This window comes from Terriglobales bacterium (genome assembly GCA_035691485.1).
Classification (GTDB): Bacteria; Acidobacteriota; Terriglobia; order Terriglobales; family Acidobacteriaceae; genus JAIQGF01.
Genome location: DASSIZ010000013.1, coordinates 1 through 17,069, shown reverse-complemented (window position 1 = coordinate 17,069; position 17,069 = coordinate 1). Strand labels below are relative to the sequence as shown.

Below are 17,069 nucleotides of genomic sequence, written 5' to 3'. Positions count from 1 at the left end.
CACAGAGGTCGCAGAGAGAAGGGTTTTGCGAGTTGCCAAAACGCCCGCGGCAAATCGCCGGATCAGCAAGACACCCAATCGGAAAATCAGCAAGTTTGCTACAATCCCGCGTCACACTAGCGCCAATCACTCCGGAGACTTTTCCCATGAGCGCTGCGTCCGCCCCTGTGAGCCCACCGCCGTTGTCCGAAGCCGCGCGCGTCATTAACACCTTCGTCGCGCCCAGCAGTACCTTTGCCGACATCCGGCGCAACCAGAGCTGGTGGGTGCCCTGGGTGCTGTCGTCGCTTGCCGCCCTCGCGTTCGTGTTTGTCATGGCCCAGAAGATCGGCTTTGAGCAGATCGTGCGCAATGAACTTGCCAAGAAGCCGGCGCAGATGGAGCAACTGGAGAAACTCTCGCCTGAGGACCGTGCCCGCCGCATGGAAATAGGCGCCAAGGTCACTTCTTATTTTTCCTACGGCACGCCGCTGCTCCAACTCGTGGGAGCTCTGATCATAGCTGGTGTATTCCTGGTGATTTTTAACTTCGGCATGGGCGCGGAGATTGGGTACAAGCAATCGCTGGCGGTTACGATGTACAGCTATCTACCCTTCCTTCTCAGCACCGTGTTGGCAATTGTTTCGCTGACTGTGGGAGTCGATCCGGAAGGCTTCAATGTCAGGAATCCGGTCGCGACCAATCCCGCGTATTTCATGAACCCGCTGGAACACAAGTTTCTCTACGGCATTCTTTCAGCCGTGGACGTGTTCTCCCTGTGGGTGGTTGTGCTGCTGGGGATTGGCTATTCTTCTGTCAGCAAAGTGAAGCGCTCCACCGCCATCGTCACCGTGCTCGCTGTCTTCCTGATTTACAAGATTGTTGGGTCCGCCATCGCCGCAATGTAAAGCAGTTGTAACCGGGAAGCCGAGATTCCGGGAGGATAACTAGCTGGCGCCGATCCCCTGCAGGGCGCGGGCGATCTCCTGGTCCTGCTCGGGAAAAATTGTCCGGAAATCCAGCAACACCCGTCCTTCCTCAACTCGCGCAATGATCGCCGGGTCATTCGCTCTCAGCCGCGCGGCGAATTCGTCCGCGCTCCAGCCTTCGCGGGTTAGCGCCAGCAACTTCGTCGACAGCGTGGCGCCCGGCGCCGCACCGCCGCCGATCACCGACTCGCCGGCGATCACCTCTCCGCGAATGGGAAGGTGCAGATTCTTCGCTATCGTCTCGGCGCGCCGGCCAATCTCCTCCGCCGGCAGGCGCATCATGCGCAGCGCGGGTATGGCGTCGTGGTCCTGGCGCACGTAGGAAAGCAGCGTTGCCTCGAGCGCGGCATAGATGAGCTTGTCCACGCGAAGCGCGCGGAACACAGGGTTGGAGCGAATGCGAGTGATCATCTCGCGCCGCCCGCTGAGCATACCTGCTTGCGGTCCTCCCAGCAGCTTGTCGCCGCTGTAGGTGACCACGTCCACGCCCGCGCGCAGGCTGTCACCGACTACCGGCTCGCTGCCGATGCCGATGGTCCTCAAATCCAGAAGGGCGCCGCTGCCCAGGTCTTCGACGATGGGTAAACCGCGCTGGTGTGCCAGCAACACCAGTTCTTCGAGCGGCGGCTGTTCGGTGAAGCCGACAATCTGAAAGTTCGACCGGTGCACGCGCAGGATCAGCCGCGTGCGCTCGGTGATGGCGCGCTCGTAATCGGCCAGCCGGGTGCGGTTGGTGGTGCCAACCTCGCGCAGCGCCGCGCCCGACTTCGTCATCACGTCAGGAATGCGGAAGGAGCCTCCGATCTCCACCAGCTCTCCGCGCGACACCACCACCTCCCCGCCTTCGGCCAGCGTATTCAGCGCCAGCAGCACCGCGGCCGCGTTGTTGTTCACCACCACGGTGGCGACATCGTCGGAATACTCGCTGAACAAACGCGCGAACAGCCGGTCCACGTGGACGTCGCGCTTGCCGCGCTCGCCGGAATCGACTTCGAATTCGAGGTTGGAATATAACTCCGCAACCTGGCGCGCGTGCTCCAGCGCAGCCCGGCCCAGCGGCGCCCGACCCAGGTTCGTGTGCAACACGACCCCGGTGGCATTGATCACCGGCCGCAGGGACGGTTCCAGGGTTCGACGCAGCTCGCGTTGCACCGCGTCCGGAAGCCCGCCGATCGCCACCTCGATTCCTGGCTCGTTCATGCTTCCGGAGCTGATTTCCGCGCGCAGCCGCTCGAGCACGGTCCGCGCCGCGTCGAGCGTGGCCGCGCGGCCTTCCCGCTCCACCATGCGCGTCATTTCCGGCGTCCGCAGCAGCTCGTCCAGGGAGGGCAGCTTGCGGAACAATTGAGGGTTCCGACTTTCGACTTTCGAGTTCTTAGCCATGGCCCGTCGAGATTATTGCACCACCGGGACTACGAGGCACCGGGAAACATCGACCAGCCAGTAACGCGCTTTTTGAAGTTTCACGGTGATCTCTGTGCCAGCCTGGCGAATATTTCGTATAGTAACGGCGCTTGGTTCTGCCCGAACGAAAACTTATCTCACGCATCGCCCGTGCGGCCAGAACGCGTTCCCATGCGCTGGTGCGCGGTATCGGTGACGATTGCGCCGTCCTGCGCCCGCCCCGCGGCCATGAAATCCTGGTCACCACCGACTTCAGCCTGGAGAACGTTCATTTCCGACGCGACTGGCATCCGGCTGACTCCGCCGGCCATCGCTGCCTGACGCGCGGCCTGAGCGACATAGCAGCCATGGGTGGCGATCCCCTTGCCGTCTTTCTGTCGTTTGCCTTACCAGTTGACCTCCCGCAGCGCTGGGCCGACGGATTCCTGCGCGGCCTGCTGAAACTCGCCGCCAAGTTCAAGCTGCCGCTGGCAGGCGGAGACATCGCGCAATCGCCAGGCGGCGGCGTGCTCGCCGATATCATTGTCATCGGCTCGGCGCCGCGAGGACAAGCGCTGTTGCGATCGGGGGCAAGACCCGGTGACGCCATCTACGTCACCGGCGTTTTGGGGAGATCCGCAGCTGTGATCCAGCAACTGCGGCGCGGCAGGAAACTTCGCGTGGCGCAGAACCGCGCCTATTTTTATCCCGAGCCCAGGATTGCTGTTGGCCGCGCTCTGCGCCGGTTCGCAACCGCCGCGATCGATCTGAGCGACGGCCTTTCCACCGACCTTTCCCATATCTGCGAAGAAAGCGGCGTCGGCGCCGTGCTCTATGCCGAGAGCGTGCCGGTTGCGAAAGGCGCCTCGCTGGAACTCGCGCTCCACGGTGGCGAAGACTACGAGTTGCTTTTCACCGCCGCGCCGCGCACCCGCATCGCCGACCAGATTGCCGGCATTCGCGTCACGCGTATCGGTGAGATTATTCGCGGGAATCGGGCCTTCCTCGCCGACCGCCAAGGCCGCCGCCGCCCCCTGCCCGCCCGCGGCTGGGAACACTTCCGCTGAAGCCTGCCGTTTTGTTGAGTCCGAGCCGATTTCCACTCAAGCCAGACGAAGCTTGAGTGGGGCACCGAACTCGTTGCCCCTGACCACTGGCTGACGTTATCCCCGCATCCAACTCGGGAGCGCGATCGAAAGGAGAGCACCCATGCGCACAGTCGGACGTCTTATGCTGGGCGGATTCTTCATTATGAGCGGCATTAGCCACTTCAAGAAGACGAAGGACCTGGCTGGCTACGCCGCCGCGAAGGGTGTTCCGCAACCTGAGGTGGCGGTGCAGGTGTCGGGCGCGATGATGCTGCTCGGGGGCACCATGCTGGCCATTGGGTTAAAGCCGAAGTTCGGCGCCCTGCTGATCGCGGGATTTCTCGGCGGCGTCTCTCCCGTGATGCACAACTTCTGGGCAATCGAGGATCCCGCCCAGAAGATGAACGACGAAATCAATTTCATGAAGAACATGGCCCTGCTGGGAGCGGCGCTGGCGATCGCAGGCGCCGAAGAGAAGATCAAGGAAGTAAAGTCCGAACGCGAGAAACCACGGGAGCGTTCGCGGGCGCGCGGCTTGCTTCGCAAAAAGGCAGCCTGACGCGCAGATTCGCCTGCCAGCAAGCAACAGGCCCCTGGCTCAGGTGGAGCGGCGGAATTTATTCCGCTGATCACGACGGAATGTATTCCGTTGCTGCGTAACTGACATCCTCTTTGCCACTTTGCCCAGACCGACGGCGGGGATAGAGTACGGGAATGCGGAGAATCTCCGTCCCGGTTCTTGTCCTCTGCGCCGCCGGCGCCCTGCATTGGTTTGCAAGCGCGCAACAAACGCCCGCAGTCCAATCCATGGCTGCCTCCGAAGCGCAACAAATCTGTACCCGCGAATTTGGCGAGCAATTCAAGCTGGATCCGAAATTTGCGCCCATCACCGCAGACCTGGATGGCGATGGCCAGGAGGACCTGGTGCTGGTGGCAACAGCGAAAAATCCGCTCAGCGGCGAGATGGACTATCACTACCGCGCCATTGATCCTTACGACGGGTACTTCGGTTGGAGCAATGCGAAGGACACCTTGCAGTTCTCCGCTACCAACGCCGGCACAACCCGCTACGTGCTGGTGGTGCACAGCTGGCGGACGCCTAAGGACAAGTTTGTAATCGTCAATCTCCCCTTCGACAGTCTCAGCGCCGGGCGCATGCCCATCAAGAGAAAAAAGACGACCGTGAATACCATCCACGCAGTTGAGTATGGCGGCCTGGGCGCCGACGTCTACTGGGACGGCAAGAAGTACCGTTGGGAACCCACCTCCAGCGGCCAGGACTGAGGGCGCCGGGAAGCGACCATCGCAAAACCCGCATTTCTCTGCTTGGCGCCACGGCCTGCGTCTATAATTCGCAGGCCATGAACCTGGAACAAAAACTGGAAGAGCTGAAGAAACGCGATCACCTCGCCGAGCAAGGCGGCGGCGAGCAGCGCCGCGCCAAGATGCACAAGGAAGGCAAGATGAATGCGCGCGAGCGCATTGCCTTCCTCCTCGATGAGGGCACCTTCGAAGAGACGGACAAGCTCGTCACCCATCAGTGCCACGATTTCGGCATGCAGGAGCAGAAGTATTACGGCGACGGATTCGTTACCGGGTTCGGCCGCATCGAGGGACGCCTTGTCTTCGTCTTCGCGCAAGACTTCACCGTGTTCGGCGGATCGCTTTCCCTCGCCAATGCCAACAAGATCGTCAAGATCATGGACCAGGCCATGAGGGTGGGCGCTCCCGTGATCGGGCTCAATGACTCCGGCGGCGCGCGCATCCAGGAAGGGGTGATGTCGCTGGCCGGTTATGCCGACATCTTTCTGCGCAATACGCTGGCCAGCGGGGTCATCCCGCAGATCTCGGCCATCATGGGACCCTGCGCAGGCGGCGCCGTGTACTCGCCCGCCATCACTGACTTCACCCTGATGGTGGACAAGACTTCCTACATGTTCATCACCGGGCCTGACGTCATCAAGACCGTCACCCATGAAGAGGTCAGCAAGGAAGAACTGGGCGGCGCCATGACCCACAACGCCACCTCCGGGGTGGCGCACTTCATGGCGCACGACGATGCCGAGTGCCTGAGCATGGTCCGGGAACTGCTCAGCTTCGTCCCGTCCAATAATTTGGAAGACCCGCCGCGCCGCGACTGCACCGACTCGATGGACCGCGCCGACGCCGGTCTCGACAAGCTTGTCCCCGCCGAATCCAACCAGCCTTATGACATCAAGGACGCGATCAACGCCGTGATCGATGACGGCTACTTCTTCGAGGTGCAGGAGCACTATGCGAAAAACATCGTCATCGGCTTCGCGCGCCTGAACGGACGCCCGGTGGGCGTGGTGGCAAATCAACCGGCATTTCTTGCCGGCGTGCTGGATATCGCCAGTTCCATCAAGGGGGCGCGCTTCGTGCGCTTCTGCGATTGCTTCAATATCCCGCTGATCACCTTTGAAGACGTTCCCGGGTTTCTGCCGGGCGTGAACCAGGAGCACGGCGGCATCATCGTGCACGGCGCCAAACTGCTCTATGCTTTTGCCGAGGCAACCGTGCCGAAGATCACGGTGATTACGCGCAAGGCTTACGGCGGCGCGTACTGCGTCATGGCATCGAAACACATCCGGGCGGATGTGAACTACGCCTGGCCGACCGCCGAGATCGCGGTCATGGGGCCGGAAGGGGCAGTCGACATTGTTTACAAGCGGGAACTCGACAAGGCGCAAGACCGTGACGCCACGCGGCAGGCCAAGATCAACGAGTTCCGCGAAAAATATTCCAACCCGTATGTTGCGGCCGAGCGCGGCTACATTGACGCCGTCATCCAGCCGCGGGAGACGCGCAAAAAGCTGATCCAGGCGCTGGAGATGCTGCAGACCAAGCGCGACAAGAACCCGCCCAAGAAGCACGGGAATATACCGCTATAGGGCGGCTATTCCGGCTTGGCTCCTAATTGTTTCAGCTTCTGTTCGCAGCTGGCCTTGATACCGTCGCGGATCCGTTGTGGCGTGGTGGTATCGGTCTTGAGCATTTCGAGCGCGCGCTTGACATTGGCGAGCGCCAGGTCTTTCTGGCCGTTGGCCAGGTACGCGTCGGATAAGCTGTCGTAGACGTTGGCGGAGTGGGGATACGCTTCGGCATTGAGCTTGAGGATTTCGACGGCGCCGCCGTTGTCGCCCGCCTGCATGTGCTCATAGCCCATGATGTTCACCACGTCTTCCGGGAACAGTGTTGCTTTGTTGTCTTTTTTTCGCGCTTCCGCCAGCATGGCGGAAACCTTGGCGGCGCCTCCCGGTTCTTCGAGCAGGGTGAAAAACTGGATCGACTTCGGCAGCGCGGGTTTCTCCTTCGAAACCGGCGCCTGCCCGGGCGTCCTGATTAGCGTGGTCACGAACCAATCCCTGATCACGGTTTCAAACTCGGGGTGCACCTTGAAGATTTCCGCCCCATGACCGCCGTCGGGATAGCGCACAAGCTTCTTGCTGGGACTAGGCGTGAGCGCATACTGCCACTGCGTATTCAGCGGCGATGGCGGGAATTCATCATCGTCAGCGTAACCGTAGAGGATGGGCAGGCTGGTGTGGCGCAGGAAGTTGCGGCCATCAAGATCGGTGGGACCAGCGAGGAGCACGAGCGACTTGACCTCAGGATGACGGCGCGCGGCCTGCACCGAGTTGTTGACCCCACAACTGGCGCCGGCGAGTCCAATGATGTCGCGCTTCACGTCCGGTTGAGAGACCAGGTACTGGAACGCGGCATCGACGTCGGCAGGCCACTTCCGCGCCGAGGCTTGCGCCTCTTCCGGTGCCAGCTGGTCGAGGGGCTTGCCTTCGCTCTCGCCAAAGTTGCGCAAATCGAACGTCAGCACGTTCAAGCCCGATGCGGCGAGTTGCCGAGCCAGGCTGTCCCATATTTTGCGGTCTTTATTGCACTGGTGCAGCAGCAGGACTCCGGGACCGGGATTGGCGGGGGAGAAGAACGTCGCCTTCAGCCTGGTTCCATCGGCGGAGGTCAGGTCCACGACGCGGTCGGCTGATTTCGTTTGCCCGAGGCAAGAGAGTGCAAGCAGAAAAACAGCAGGAATGTACGATATCCGGCGGGTCATACGGGCGCCTCCTTGAGGCGAGCGGAATCATACACGCAAGGCAGGGGATTCCGGATTCGTATCGGTAGTGGGACAGTCGGAAAATCCCGCGCTAGGCGGTTGCGGCCTGGCCGCCCAGGGGCAGGAAGTACTGCGTCCCACGCACCGGCTCGCTGACTTTCCGCAGCAGCTCCTGCAAGTCCTCGTTGCGATCCACGAAATCGATGTCGCTGGTGTTGACGATCAGCAGATCGCTGGCGGTGTAGTGAAAGAAGAAGTGCTCGTAGGCCTTGGCGACCTCTTCCAGGTAATCGTCGTTGATGGATGCCTCCGCCGTCGCACCCTTCTTGCGCAGGCGCTTCTTGAGCACCTCGGGCGTTGCCTGGAGGTAGATGACCAGGTCGGGAGTCGGGAGCTGCTCGCGAAATTCGCCGTAATAGCGGTTGTAGATATCCAGCTCGGGATCGGTCAGGTTGAGGCAGGCGAAGAGCTTGTCCTTTTCGAAGATGTAGTCGGCGACCACGATGCGCCGCGACTTCGGCCCGACGTCGAGCGCCTTGAGCTGCTCGAAGCGCCGCACCAGAAAGGCCATCTGGGCCTGGAAGGCCGCGCCGCGCTCGCCGTCATAAAAAGCGCGCAGAAACGGATTGTCCTCGGCCTCGGAGATGCGTTGCGCGTGCAGGCGCTCGGCGAGCACCTCTGCCAGCGTGCTCTTGCCGACTCGTATGGGACCTTCGATTGCGATGTATCGGGGTAGCTCGAAAAGATTGGCCATGGTGCCGGGTCGTCGTCCTGGGAACTGGGCGCAGCATAACGCGCAAAGTTGCGGGAAGCAATTGCGGATTCAGTAAACAAATTGCGAAATTGCCGAACCGCGGTATTGCAAAATTGAAATCCGGCAATTCAGCGGTTCTGCAATTCAGCAATTTACTCCCAACCTTTACAATGCAAACGGATGATCTGGCCACTCATTGCCGGCGGGGCTGCCGTTGTGGCTGCCGGTTACAACACCATGGCGCCGCGCTCGCAGCTTTACGGCCGCACCTTCATCGGCGAGCCGCCCCCGTCGCGCCGGCTGGCCTTGACCTTCGATGATGGCCCCAACGACCCGCACACGCAACGCCTGCTCGAGGTGCTCGCCCGGCGCCAGGTCCTGGCCACTTTTTTCATGCTCGGCAGCTACGTCCGGCAGCGGCCCGAGATCGCGCGCGCCGTTGCCGCCGCCGGACACGTCATCGGGAACCACACTACGACCCATCCCAACCTGATCTTCCGCCGCGAACGGGAAATCCGTGCGGAGCTGGAAAGCTGCGAGCGCGCCTTCGACGAAGCCGGTGTTGCGCACGCTCATCTGTTTCGTCCGCCGCACGGCGGACGCACCCCGGCGGTGTTGCGCACCGCGCGCCGCATGGGCCTGGAACCGGTGATGTGGGGGGTGAGCGGCTGGGATTGGAATCCGTACCCGCCGGAGAAGATTGCGAAGCTGGTGAGCAAACAGGTGCTGGGAGGGGACGTCATCCTGCTGCATGACGGCAGTCACAAGCAATTCGGCGCCGATCGTTCGGCTACGGTGCGGGCGACGGAGCTGATGCTGGAGCGCTTCCTCGGCGAGGGGTTTGAGTTCGTCACTGTCCCGGAGATGATGAACGGAATGAAGATTTAAGAGAATTCAGATCCCGGCTACTCATTCGCCTTCAGCTTCCTGGATTTTTCTTCCACGCCGCGGGCCAGCTTTTCCTTGTGCGCCCTCATGCCCTTGGCAATTTCCGGATCGCTGATAGCCAGCATTTGTGCGGCAAGAATGCCGGCGTTGATGGCGCCCGGCTTTCCAACCGCCACCGTCGCGACGGGAATTCCCGCCGGCATCTGCACCGTGGCCAGCAGCGAATCCAGGCCGCCGAGGGAGGTGGAAGGAATGGGCACGCCGATCACGGGCAAGGTGGTTTCGGCGGCGATGACACCGGCCAGATGCGCCGCCCCGCCTGCGCCTGCAATGATCACCTTGATGCCGCGTCCGGCGGCGTTGCGCGCGAACTCGCTGGTGCGCGCCGGTGAGCGGTGCGCCGAGGTGACGTCCATTTCGTAGGCGATGCCGAACTCCTCCAGCGCCTTGCCGGCTTCGCGCATGATTTCCAGGTCGGAGTCGCTGCCCATCACGATGGCGACCACTGGTTCCTTTTCCTTGCTCATGCTGTGCGCCTCTTGCTTCGCGATGCCTTCGATGCCGAATGACCGCCGGGGTTTTGCTGCATGCGCCGGCACTGTTGGCACCGGCGCGCCAGTTCGGCCAGGTTCGCGCGCCGGTGGATGCGGCCGCCGCGTACGGGGAGAAAATTCGGCAGCGGCGAGTCATGGCGATAGCCGCGCCGTTGCAACTCGCGAACCAACTGCTCGTGCCGCCGCGTTATATTGTGCGGCTCAAGCAGATTCTTCTCGAGGTACCCGCGCAAGTTGAGGCCGCGCCGGAAACCGGAGACGAACATGTGCAGTTCGACGTGTTCTCCGAGCAGGTGCTTGCGGCACATGAGGCGGGGGTTGACCATCCACATGCGCATCAGCCGCCGGCCTGTTTCAAGGCGCGCGCGCCGATGTCGGTTCGGTAATGCATGCCGTCGAAGCGGATCTTGGCGCAGGCGGCGTAAGCGCGATCGATGGCGAGACGCAAGTTACTGTCGCGGGCGCAGACGCTGAGCACTCGCCCGCCCGCGGTGTAATAGGCGCCATCGCGAAAGTTGGTTCCCGAATGAAAGATGACGACGTTTTCCATGGCCTCCGCTTCCTCGAGGCCGGAGATCCGCTTGCCGATTTCGAACTGGCCGGGGTAGCCACCGGACGCCAGTACGACCGCGACGGTGGAGTCATGAGACCACTTGAAGTCGCCGTCGCTGACGCGTCCCTCAATGGAGGCGATAAAGGCCCCCAGCAGGTCGCTGTCGAGGCGCATGACGGTCGGCTGCGTTTCGGGATCGCCGAAGCGCGCGTTGAACTCCAGAACCATCGGCCCGCGAGGGGTCATGATCAAGCCGCAGTAGAGGACGCCGCGGTATTCCGCGCCTTCCTCGCGCATGCCGGCAACCACCGGACGCGCGATGTGGTTCACCAGCCAGTCGCGCATCTGGTCGTCCACCAGTTCCGGCGTGGAATAGGCGCCCATGCCGCCGGTGTTGGGGCCGGTGTCGCCGTCGCCGACACGCTTGTGATCCTGCGCCGCGACCAGCGGGGTGACGCGCTCGCCGTCGCTGAGGACGAGGAAGGAAAGCTCGTCGCCTTCGAGGAATTCTTCCAGCACCACGCGCGCGCCGGCCTCGCCGACCATCTTGCCGGTCAGCATGTCGGTGGCAGCGGCGACGGCTTCCTCGCGATTGCGGGCGATGACGACGCCCTTGCCCGCTGCCAGGCCGTCTGCCTTGACCACGATGTGCCCGGTGAACTGGTCGAGGTTCTTGCGCACGTCGTCGGCAGAGTCGCAGATTGCGTACCGTGCCGTGGGAATGCGGTGGCGGTACATGAATTCCTTGGCAAAGCTCTTGCTGGATTCCAGGCGCGCGGCCGATGCGGTGGGCCCAAAGATGCGCAGGCCGCGACGGCGAAATTCGTCGACCACGCCGAGCGACAGCGGCCCCTCGGGACCAACCACGGTGAGATCGGGCTGGATGCGGTGCGCGGCCTCGAGCATGGAATCCAGGCTATGCAGGTCGGAAGCGACGCACTCGGCTGCGGCGCAGATACCGCCATTTCCGGGCGCGCAATAGACGCGTTCCACGCGATTTGACTGTCGCAGCTTCCAGACCAGCGCGTGTTCGCGCCCGCCGCTGCCGATGACCAGCACTTTCATGTGGCGCTCAGAGTACAGGTTTCACGTTTCACCTTTCAAGTTTCACGTTGCGAGCGGCCTCCACGCCGGTTTAGCCTCACAGTGACACCGCCTCATGAACACCCGTACCAATTCGGAGGTTACCCCCATCGCCGGGCACCGGTCGCTGGAGGAGGTGCACAGCTCGGTCGAGGTGCCGCACCACGAAGCGGGTTTTTGGGAGCAATGGCGGGCGTTCGTGGGACCGGCCATCCTGGTCAGTGTCGGTTACATGGATCCGGGCAATTGGGGAACCGACCTGCAAGGCGGCGCCCAGTACAAGTACGCGTTGCTATGGGTGGTCGGGCTGGCGAGCTTGATGGCGATCTTCATGCAGGTGATCGCGGCCCGGCTCGGTGTAGTGACGGGCAGGGACCTTGCCCAATGCTGCCGCGATTGGTACCCGGGTTGGACGAGATGGCCGAACTGGCTGGCAAGCGAGCTGGCGATTGCGGCTTGTGACCTGGCGGAAGTGCTGGGCAGTGCGGTAGCCCTGAACCTGTTGTTTCACATTCCGCTGTTATGGGCGGTGATCATCACCGGGCTGGACGTGCTGCTGCTGCTGGCATTGCAGCAGTTTGGAATTCGCACCATCGAGGCGGTGGTGGTGCTGCTGGTGACGACGATCGCGGTCTGCTACTTCATCGAATTGTTCATACTGCCGCAAACCCGGCCCAGTTTCCTGGAGATGGGCGGCGCGCTGCTGGCGCCGCGCTTGCGCGGAATGGGAATGCTGTATGTCGCCATCGGCATCATCGGCGCAACCGTGATGCCGCACAACCTTTACCTGCACTCCGCGCTGGTGCAGAGCCGGAGGTTCCAGAAGGATGAGTCCTCCATCCGCCGGGCGATCCAGTTCAACAACATTGATTCGGTGATTGCGTTGTCCATCGCGTTCTTTGTCAACGCGGCCATCCTGGTGCTGGCGGCGACTGTGTTCTACGGGAAACAAAGCGTGACGGTTTCGGGCGGGCAGATTGTCACCTTCAGCCCGGAGAGCGATTGGATTCGTGTCGCTCACCTGACGCTGGCGCCACTGCTCGGAACAGCAGCGGCAAGCACGCTGTTCGCGGTGGCGCTGCTGGCCAGCGGGCAGAGCAGCACGATCACCGGCACGCTGGCAGGACAGGTGGTGATGGAAGGCTTCATGCACTGGCGCATCAAGCCGTGGGTACGGCGCCTGATTACGCGCACGATTGCGATCCTGCCGGCGGTGATCATCATCGGGCTGCGCGGCAGCGGCAGCGTCACCGACCTGCTGATCCTCAGCCAGGTGGTGCTCGCCCTGCAACTCCCGTTCGCCATGTTTCCGCTGCTGCAGTTCACCAGTTCGAAGAAGCGCATGGGCAGGTGGAGGAATGGGCGAATGCTGATGATTGCGGGCTGGGGCAGCGCGATCCTGATCACCTGCATGGCGCTCTATGGATTGCCGGATTTGCTGAAAATGGCGTGGCAGGTAATCAGCGGCGGCTGACGATGACCAAGACCAACACCATGTACGAGACGATCCTGGTCACGCTGGATGGAACGCCGACCGACCGGGCGATCATCGAGCACGTGAAGCAGCTTGCCAAGCTGGCCGGCAGCCGGGTGGTGTTGCTTCATGTCGCCGACGGGTGGGCGGCCAGAACCTACGGGGCGGACGCCGTCAGCCGAGAAATCGCGGAAGATACCGCCTACCTGCAAACGGTTTTGGAAGATTTTCGAGGCGCCGGCATACCCACCGAGGCGGAACTGGCTTACGGCGATCCGGCCAAAGAAATCATCCGGTGGGTGGAGAACAGGGGATGCGACCTGGTGGCGATGAGCACGCACGGGCATCGCTTCCTCTCCGACCTGTTCAAAGGCGTGACCGCGACGCGCGTCCAGCACAGCATCAAGGTGCCGGTTCTCCTGTTACGGGCGAAATGAGGGTTCCGCACAAGAAGCCGTGGGGGGTGCCGACGTTGTTGCTGGCGCTGACAATGACAGTGGCGGCACAGCAGCCAAGCTCAGCGAAAGCGGATGCGGCAAGTCAGGCAGATGAGCCTGAGGCGAATCCAGCCAGGCCTACGGTTTCGACGCCGGCGACGCTGGTGCCGGCCGGATATTTCCAGTTTGAAAGCGGGTTCCTGGCGGCGTGGCATTCTCCCGAATTCTCTTCGCAGGCAAGCATTAACGAAGTGGTGAAGATCTCGGTGTCACCGCGAATCGAATTCCTGGCCTCGGCGACGCCTTTTGCCCATTCGAACCTGGCGCCCGCCAACGCAGCGGGCGACGTCTCGTTGGGCATGCAAGGTGTCGTTCACCATGGCGAGGGCACCCGACCGACGCTGGCGGTGAGTTATTTCGGGCGAGTTTACAGCGGAACCGCGCCAAATCTCGACATCGGCAGCGCAAGAAATACGGTGATCCTGCTGGCGAGCGCGGACGTGATGGGGTTTCACTACGACACCAACTACCTGTTCAGCGAAATCATCGATGATCGGGCCATTCACCGCGCGCAGTTCGGGCAGACGCTTTCGGTGTCACATCCGATCCGCCGGCAATTCGGGCTAGGAGGAGAAATCTGGCATTTCACGCAGCCGTTTCTGCGCAGCCACGCGATCGGAACTCTATGGGCACTCAGCTACACGGCGAAGAAGAACCTGGTATTCGACATGGGATTCAACCGAGGACTGACGAACACGTCGACGCGATGGGAGGTGTTCGCCGGGTTCACTTACCTGCTGCCCAAGAAGCTGTTTCGCTAACCGGCATGAGAACGGGCATGGGCAAGGAAGTTTTGTTCCAGGGATAAACCAATGGAGATCACGTCAATCGAGTCGTTTCTTCCGTACTACAAAAACATTCGGGAGCGGACCATGCGCGTGGCCCGGGTGATTCCGCCCGCGATGATCGAGTGGACGTACGCTCCCGGGAAATTCACGCTGGGCGACCTGTTGCGGCATATCGCCACCATCGAGCGCCACCTGTGGGTGGAGATCCTGCAGGGCAAGCCGAACCGCTACCGCGGATGCGGGCGCGAACTGGCGGACGGATACCAGAACGTGATTGCCTACGTCGAGCGACTGCACCAGGGATCGATCGAAATTATTTCCCGCCTTACGCCCGAGGACCTGCAGAAAAAGTCCATCACCCCGGATGGTTCGCCGATCAGCACTTGGAAGGTGCTGCGGCTGATGGTCGAGCACGAGATCCATCATCGCGGCGAGATCTACATTTACCTGGGAATGCTGGGAGTGAAAACACCTCCGCTGTACGGGATGACTTCGGAGCAGGTGATGGACCGGGCAGCGAAGGCGTAGTGGGATGGTGTGAGTTCGGAACCCCGCGATGGAAGAACCCACGGCAACGAAAAAGCCCCGCCGCGGCGGGGCTTTTGGCTGGAAAGAACGTTAGATAGAAGGGCGGCCAAGCTTGGTTACGAGATTTGCCACCGCCACGACACCGGCGACGCAAACCGCCGTCAATGCAAAAACCATGGGTCACTTCTCCTGCTGGGAATGGATACAAATTAGACGGCGTGAAGGCGTCGTAAGTCGCAGGAATTTACTCGAATCAAACCTGAATCCCTCCTTACGATCGGGATGACATGGGTTCGGATGTCGATGGGTGCAAAGCGATCAGGTTGGTGTAAGGGCTGTTCAGCGGCTTGATTCGGTGATTGCGAGGTCGCGGCGGCCAGCTTTGGCGCCGGCGCGCTCGACGCGGTTCCTGCCATTGTCCTTGGCGCGATAGAGAGCCTGATCAGCCGCCTCGATCACGCGCTCCGGCGTGAGCAGCCGCGTACTCGATTCCGCCACTCCCATGCTGACGGTCACATTGGTCCGGGTCTTGGCGCTGCCCACGGGACGGCGGCCGGGCTTGGTATAACGCCGCTCACCGCGCCGGCGCTGGCTGCGGTCCGGCCCGCGCACCATGAAGCTGGACTTCGCAATCGATTCCCGCAGCTCATCCAGGTGCTCAACGCAATCACCCGCGTGGCGACCGGGGAAAACGATGGCGAATTCTTCGCCGCCGAAGCGAAACGCTTGACCTCCGCCTTTGACCTCTCCCAACCTCCCGGCAACCATGCGCAGAACCTGGTCGCCGGTGTCGTGGCCGAAGGTGTCGTTGAAGCGCTTGAAGTGGTCCACGTCGACCATGGCGATCGAATATGTGTCTTGCAACGTGAGCAGGGCCTGGTTGAAGGCGCGGCGTCCGGGCAGCCCGGTCAATTCGTCGTGGAAGGCAAGCAGGTACGAGGTCTCAACCAGGGCGGCGGCAAAGATCAGCACCCCGGTCGCCAGGTACAGCGAGGACGCACGCCCGGGGGTGGCGGCCGTCAGTCCGGCAAAGGCGGCGCAGATGCTCCAGAAAAACGCGCTATCGACCGGCTTGCGCAGCAGGGTCATGCGCATGGCCAGCCATGCAGCGGCGCCGGCGAAGGCCAGCAACGCCAGTTGCGGCAGCGGCGTCCAGGCAAACAATCCCCGGGGCAGGTAGGCGCGCTCGGCCCAGCGGGCGAATTCAAAGTTCTCCGGACGGGCGAGCACGACCAGGGCGATGGCCTGCACCGAGATGATGCCCATGCCTGATCCGACCGACGCCAGCTTCAGGCCGCATTCGCCAATCACGGAAAAGAAAACCAGGTTCAGGGGAACGAGCAGCGCCAGCAGGGCAAAACCGGCATTGGCCGCCTGCGGCGAGGCGTGCACCAGCAGGAGCAGAGCGCGGTCGGCCAGGAACAATACGACAACGGCAAACACGACGCGGCTGGAGTGGAAGCGCCAGGCCATGGCCAGCGCGCCGATGATCGCCGCCCAGAGCAGGAAATTGACTACGTAAGGCGTGGTGGCGTGGGCCGCCGGGACGTGCGCCAGCGCCAGCGCGGCCATGAGCAGCGCGCCTCCGGGCACGAAAAAAGAAACGAATGTTCTTGCGGAGGCCGAGTGCAAAGCTGCGGCTCCTGGTAGCAGGCCAATTATGAGGGCGGAGGCGGGATGTGGCAGGTGACCGACAGGGTACACGGGGAAATTGGATTGGGGCATTGCAGGCCGGGACCCGCCATCGTCAGAGCCACGGTGTGCCGCCGGTTCGGTACAATATGGCCATGCCGACTGTGGATGACATCATGGAGCGGCTCCGGAACTGCTACGACCCGGAGATTCCGCTGAATATCGTTGATCTGGGGCTGATCTACAACGTGCAGGTGGACAACGAAGCCGACGTAACGGTGGACATGACCCTGACGGCGCAAGGTTGCCCGTCGCACACCGAGATCAGCCGCGACGTGCGCACCACGCTGCTCAGCACGCCGGGGGTGAATACGGCGAAGGTGAACGTGGTGTGGGACCCGCCGTGGACTCCGGACCGGATCAGTCCGGAAGGCCGGCAGAAGCTGGGAATCGAGGAATGAAGGCGAGGCTTCATCCGCTGGGAATCCGCGTTTGTTAGAATACGTTTACCCCACCGGTACGTCGTACTGGTTTCCCCGTCGGGACGTGGCGCAGCCTGGTAGCGCACTCGCTTGGGGTGCGAGGGGTCGGCAGTTCAAATCTGCCCGTACCGACCACTACTTTCCTCTGTACCCTCAGACCGCCTGGGCCAACGCTATCAGGTAATCGGCCTGGGGCGAGGTGAGAGCTTTTCCTCGCTGCGCGTTCACGTGGTTGATGAACGCCTGCAGCTGGCCCGCCTTCGCTTCCTGGGTGGGCGCCGAGCTGATGCCCGTGGCTTGCGATAGG

At 62.2% G+C, this 17,069-nt stretch carries 18 protein-coding genes and 1 tRNA gene; 13 read left to right on the top strand and 6 right to left on the bottom strand.

The window, feature by feature from the left end; all coding sequences use genetic code 11:
• Window positions 1–146: 146 nt before the first annotated feature.
• Window positions 147–887 carry a YIP1 family protein gene (locus tag VFI82_01560; protein ID HET7183340.1) on the top strand — a complete coding sequence of 247 codons (741 nt, stop codon included), beginning with the start codon at window positions 147–149 and terminating at the stop codon, window positions 885–887.
• Between the two features lie 39 nt (window positions 888–926).
• On the opposite strand, the gene selA is transcribed toward VFI82_01560, so the two are convergent.
• Window positions 927–2,312, bottom strand: a complete 1,386-nt coding sequence (selA, locus tag VFI82_01555) for an L-seryl-tRNA(Sec) selenium transferase (protein HET7183339.1) — start codon at window positions 2,310–2,312, stop codon at window positions 927–929.
• Between the two features lie 170 nt (window positions 2,313–2,482).
• Here selA and thiL point away from each other — a divergent pair, with 170 nt between their 5' ends.
• The 4 genes from thiL (at window position 2,483) to VFI82_01535 (ending at window position 6,351) form a co-directional block, all read left to right on the top strand.
• A complete protein-coding gene (gene thiL, locus VFI82_01550) occupies window positions 2,483–3,418 on the top strand; it encodes a thiamine-phosphate kinase (protein HET7183338.1) in 936 nt (311 codons plus the stop codon).
• A gap of 142 nt (window positions 3,419–3,560) precedes the next feature.
• Entirely contained in the window at window positions 3,561–3,998 is a 438-nt protein-coding gene (locus VFI82_01545; protein HET7183337.1) for a DoxX family protein, read from the top strand.
• A 248-nt stretch (window positions 3,999–4,246) separates the two neighbouring features.
• A complete protein-coding gene (locus VFI82_01540; protein HET7183336.1) occupies window positions 4,247–4,723 on the top strand; it encodes a hypothetical protein in 477 nt (158 codons plus the stop codon).
• A gap of 77 nt (window positions 4,724–4,800) precedes the next feature.
• Complete coding sequence (locus VFI82_01535) at window positions 4,801–6,351, top strand: acyl-CoA carboxylase subunit beta (protein ID HET7183335.1); 1,551 nt, start codon at window positions 4,801–4,803, stop codon at window positions 6,349–6,351.
• Between the two features lie 5 nt (window positions 6,352–6,356).
• Here the strand turns inward: VFI82_01535 and VFI82_01530 are convergent, their stop codons facing one another.
• Together VFI82_01530 and VFI82_01525 are read right to left on the bottom strand one after the other, a co-directional pair.
• On the bottom strand, window positions 6,357–7,529 hold the full coding sequence (locus tag VFI82_01530) for an alpha/beta fold hydrolase (GenBank protein HET7183334.1): 1,173 nt from the start codon (window positions 7,527–7,529) through the stop codon (window positions 6,357–6,359).
• Between the two features lie 91 nt (window positions 7,530–7,620).
• Complete coding sequence (locus tag VFI82_01525; protein ID HET7183333.1) at window positions 7,621–8,283, bottom strand: deoxynucleoside kinase; 663 nt, start codon at window positions 8,281–8,283, stop codon at window positions 7,621–7,623.
• Between the two features lie 180 nt (window positions 8,284–8,463).
• Here VFI82_01525 and VFI82_01520 point away from each other — a divergent pair, with 180 nt between their 5' ends.
• Window positions 8,464–9,171 (top strand): polysaccharide deacetylase family protein, encoded by a 708-nt coding sequence (locus VFI82_01520; GenBank protein HET7183332.1) that lies wholly within the window; start codon window positions 8,464–8,466, stop codon window positions 9,169–9,171.
• Between the two features lie 17 nt (window positions 9,172–9,188).
• Here the strand turns inward: VFI82_01520 and purE are convergent, their stop codons facing one another.
• Entirely contained in the window at window positions 9,189–9,698 is a 510-nt protein-coding gene (gene purE / locus VFI82_01515) for a 5-(carboxyamino)imidazole ribonucleotide mutase (protein HET7183331.1), read from the bottom strand.
• Window positions 9,699–9,736: 38 nt separating this feature from the next.
• Between purE and VFI82_01510 the strand changes: the two genes are divergently transcribed.
• Complete coding sequence (locus VFI82_01510) at window positions 9,737–10,111, top strand: hypothetical protein (protein ID HET7183330.1); 375 nt, start codon at window positions 9,737–9,739, stop codon at window positions 10,109–10,111.
• Here the strand turns inward: VFI82_01510 and purD are convergent.
• A complete protein-coding gene (gene purD, locus VFI82_01505) occupies window positions 10,063–11,343 on the bottom strand; it encodes a phosphoribosylamine--glycine ligase (GenBank protein HET7183329.1) in 1,281 nt (426 codons plus the stop codon). The genes VFI82_01510 and purD overlap by 49 nt on opposite strands.
• 94 nt (window positions 11,344–11,437) lie before the next feature.
• Between purD and VFI82_01500 the strand changes: the two genes are divergently transcribed.
• Genes VFI82_01500 through VFI82_01485 form a run of 4 tightly spaced genes read left to right on the top strand, consistent with a single transcriptional unit; the run spans window position 11,438 to window position 14,648 of the window.
• Window positions 11,438–12,835 carry an Nramp family divalent metal transporter gene (locus VFI82_01500; protein ID HET7183328.1) on the top strand — a complete coding sequence of 466 codons (1,398 nt, stop codon included), beginning with the start codon at window positions 11,438–11,440 and terminating at the stop codon, window positions 12,833–12,835.
• A 2-nt stretch (window positions 12,836–12,837) separates the two neighbouring features.
• On the top strand, window positions 12,838–13,272 hold the full coding sequence (locus tag VFI82_01495) for a universal stress protein (GenBank protein HET7183327.1): 435 nt from the start codon (window positions 12,838–12,840) through the stop codon (window positions 13,270–13,272).
• The gene (locus VFI82_01490; protein HET7183326.1) at window positions 13,269–14,093 is read left to right on the top strand and encodes a transporter; all 825 of its coding nucleotides are present in this window, start codon (window positions 13,269–13,271) and stop codon (window positions 14,091–14,093) included. The genes VFI82_01495 and VFI82_01490 overlap by 4 nt, the downstream gene beginning before the upstream one ends.
• Window positions 14,094–14,144: 51 nt before the next feature.
• A complete protein-coding gene (locus VFI82_01485; GenBank protein HET7183325.1) occupies window positions 14,145–14,648 on the top strand; it encodes a DinB family protein in 504 nt (167 codons plus the stop codon).
• A gap of 339 nt (window positions 14,649–14,987) precedes the next feature.
• On the opposite strand, the gene VFI82_01480 is transcribed toward VFI82_01485, so the two are convergent.
• Window positions 14,988–16,220, bottom strand: a complete 1,233-nt coding sequence (locus VFI82_01480; protein ID HET7183324.1) for a GGDEF domain-containing protein — start codon at window positions 16,218–16,220, stop codon at window positions 14,988–14,990.
• Between the two features lie 215 nt (window positions 16,221–16,435).
• Between VFI82_01480 and VFI82_01475 the strand changes: the two genes are divergently transcribed.
• Together VFI82_01475 and VFI82_01470 are read left to right on the top strand one after the other, a co-directional pair.
• Window positions 16,436–16,741, top strand: a complete 306-nt coding sequence (locus VFI82_01475; GenBank protein HET7183323.1) for a metal-sulfur cluster assembly factor — start codon at window positions 16,436–16,438, stop codon at window positions 16,739–16,741.
• A gap of 79 nt (window positions 16,742–16,820) precedes the next feature.
• A tRNA-Pro gene (locus tag VFI82_01470) sits at window positions 16,821–16,897 on the top strand.
• Window positions 16,898–17,069: the final 172 nt, after the last annotated feature.

What these genes read in the sequence shown, in the direction of transcription:
- VFI82_01560 (HET7183340.1), top strand. Translation starts at nt 147, where the DNA reads ATGAGCGCTGCGTCCGCCCCTGTGAGCCCACCGCCGTTGTCCGAAGCC.
- VFI82_01545 (HET7183337.1), top strand. Translation starts at nt 3,561, where the DNA reads ATGCGCACAGTCGGACGTCTTATGCTGGGCGGATTCTTCATTATGAGC.
- VFI82_01540 (HET7183336.1), top strand. Translation starts at nt 4,247, where the DNA reads ATGGCTGCCTCCGAAGCGCAACAAATCTGTACCCGCGAATTTGGCGAG.
- VFI82_01535 (HET7183335.1), top strand. Translation starts at nt 4,801, where the DNA reads ATGAACCTGGAACAAAAACTGGAAGAGCTGAAGAAACGCGATCACCTC.
- VFI82_01530 (HET7183334.1), bottom strand. Translation starts at nt 7,529, where the DNA reads ATGACCCGCCGGATATCGTACATTCCTGCTGTTTTTCTGCTTGCACTC.
- VFI82_01525 (HET7183333.1), bottom strand. Translation starts at nt 8,283, where the DNA reads ATGGCCAATCTTTTCGAGCTACCCCGATACATCGCAATCGAAGGTCCC.
- VFI82_01520 (HET7183332.1), top strand. Translation starts at nt 8,464, where the DNA reads ATGATCTGGCCACTCATTGCCGGCGGGGCTGCCGTTGTGGCTGCCGGT.
- purE (HET7183331.1), bottom strand. Translation starts at nt 9,698, where the DNA reads ATGAGCAAGGAAAAGGAACCAGTGGTCGCCATCGTGATGGGCAGCGAC.
- VFI82_01510 (HET7183330.1), top strand. Translation starts at nt 9,737, where the DNA reads ATGACCGCCGGGGTTTTGCTGCATGCGCCGGCACTGTTGGCACCGGCG.
- purD (HET7183329.1), bottom strand. Translation starts at nt 11,343, where the DNA reads ATGAAAGTGCTGGTCATCGGCAGCGGCGGGCGCGAACACGCGCTGGTC.
- VFI82_01500 (HET7183328.1), top strand. Translation starts at nt 11,438, where the DNA reads ATGAACACCCGTACCAATTCGGAGGTTACCCCCATCGCCGGGCACCGG.
- VFI82_01495 (HET7183327.1), top strand. Translation starts at nt 12,838, where the DNA reads ATGACCAAGACCAACACCATGTACGAGACGATCCTGGTCACGCTGGAT.
- VFI82_01490 (HET7183326.1), top strand. Translation starts at nt 13,269, where the DNA reads ATGAGGGTTCCGCACAAGAAGCCGTGGGGGGTGCCGACGTTGTTGCTG.
- VFI82_01485 (HET7183325.1), top strand. Translation starts at nt 14,145, where the DNA reads ATGGAGATCACGTCAATCGAGTCGTTTCTTCCGTACTACAAAAACATT.
- VFI82_01480 (HET7183324.1), bottom strand. Translation starts at nt 16,220, where the DNA reads ATGGCCGCGCTGGCGCTGGCGCACGTCCCGGCGGCCCACGCCACCACG.
- VFI82_01475 (HET7183323.1), top strand. Translation starts at nt 16,436, where the DNA reads ATGCCGACTGTGGATGACATCATGGAGCGGCTCCGGAACTGCTACGAC.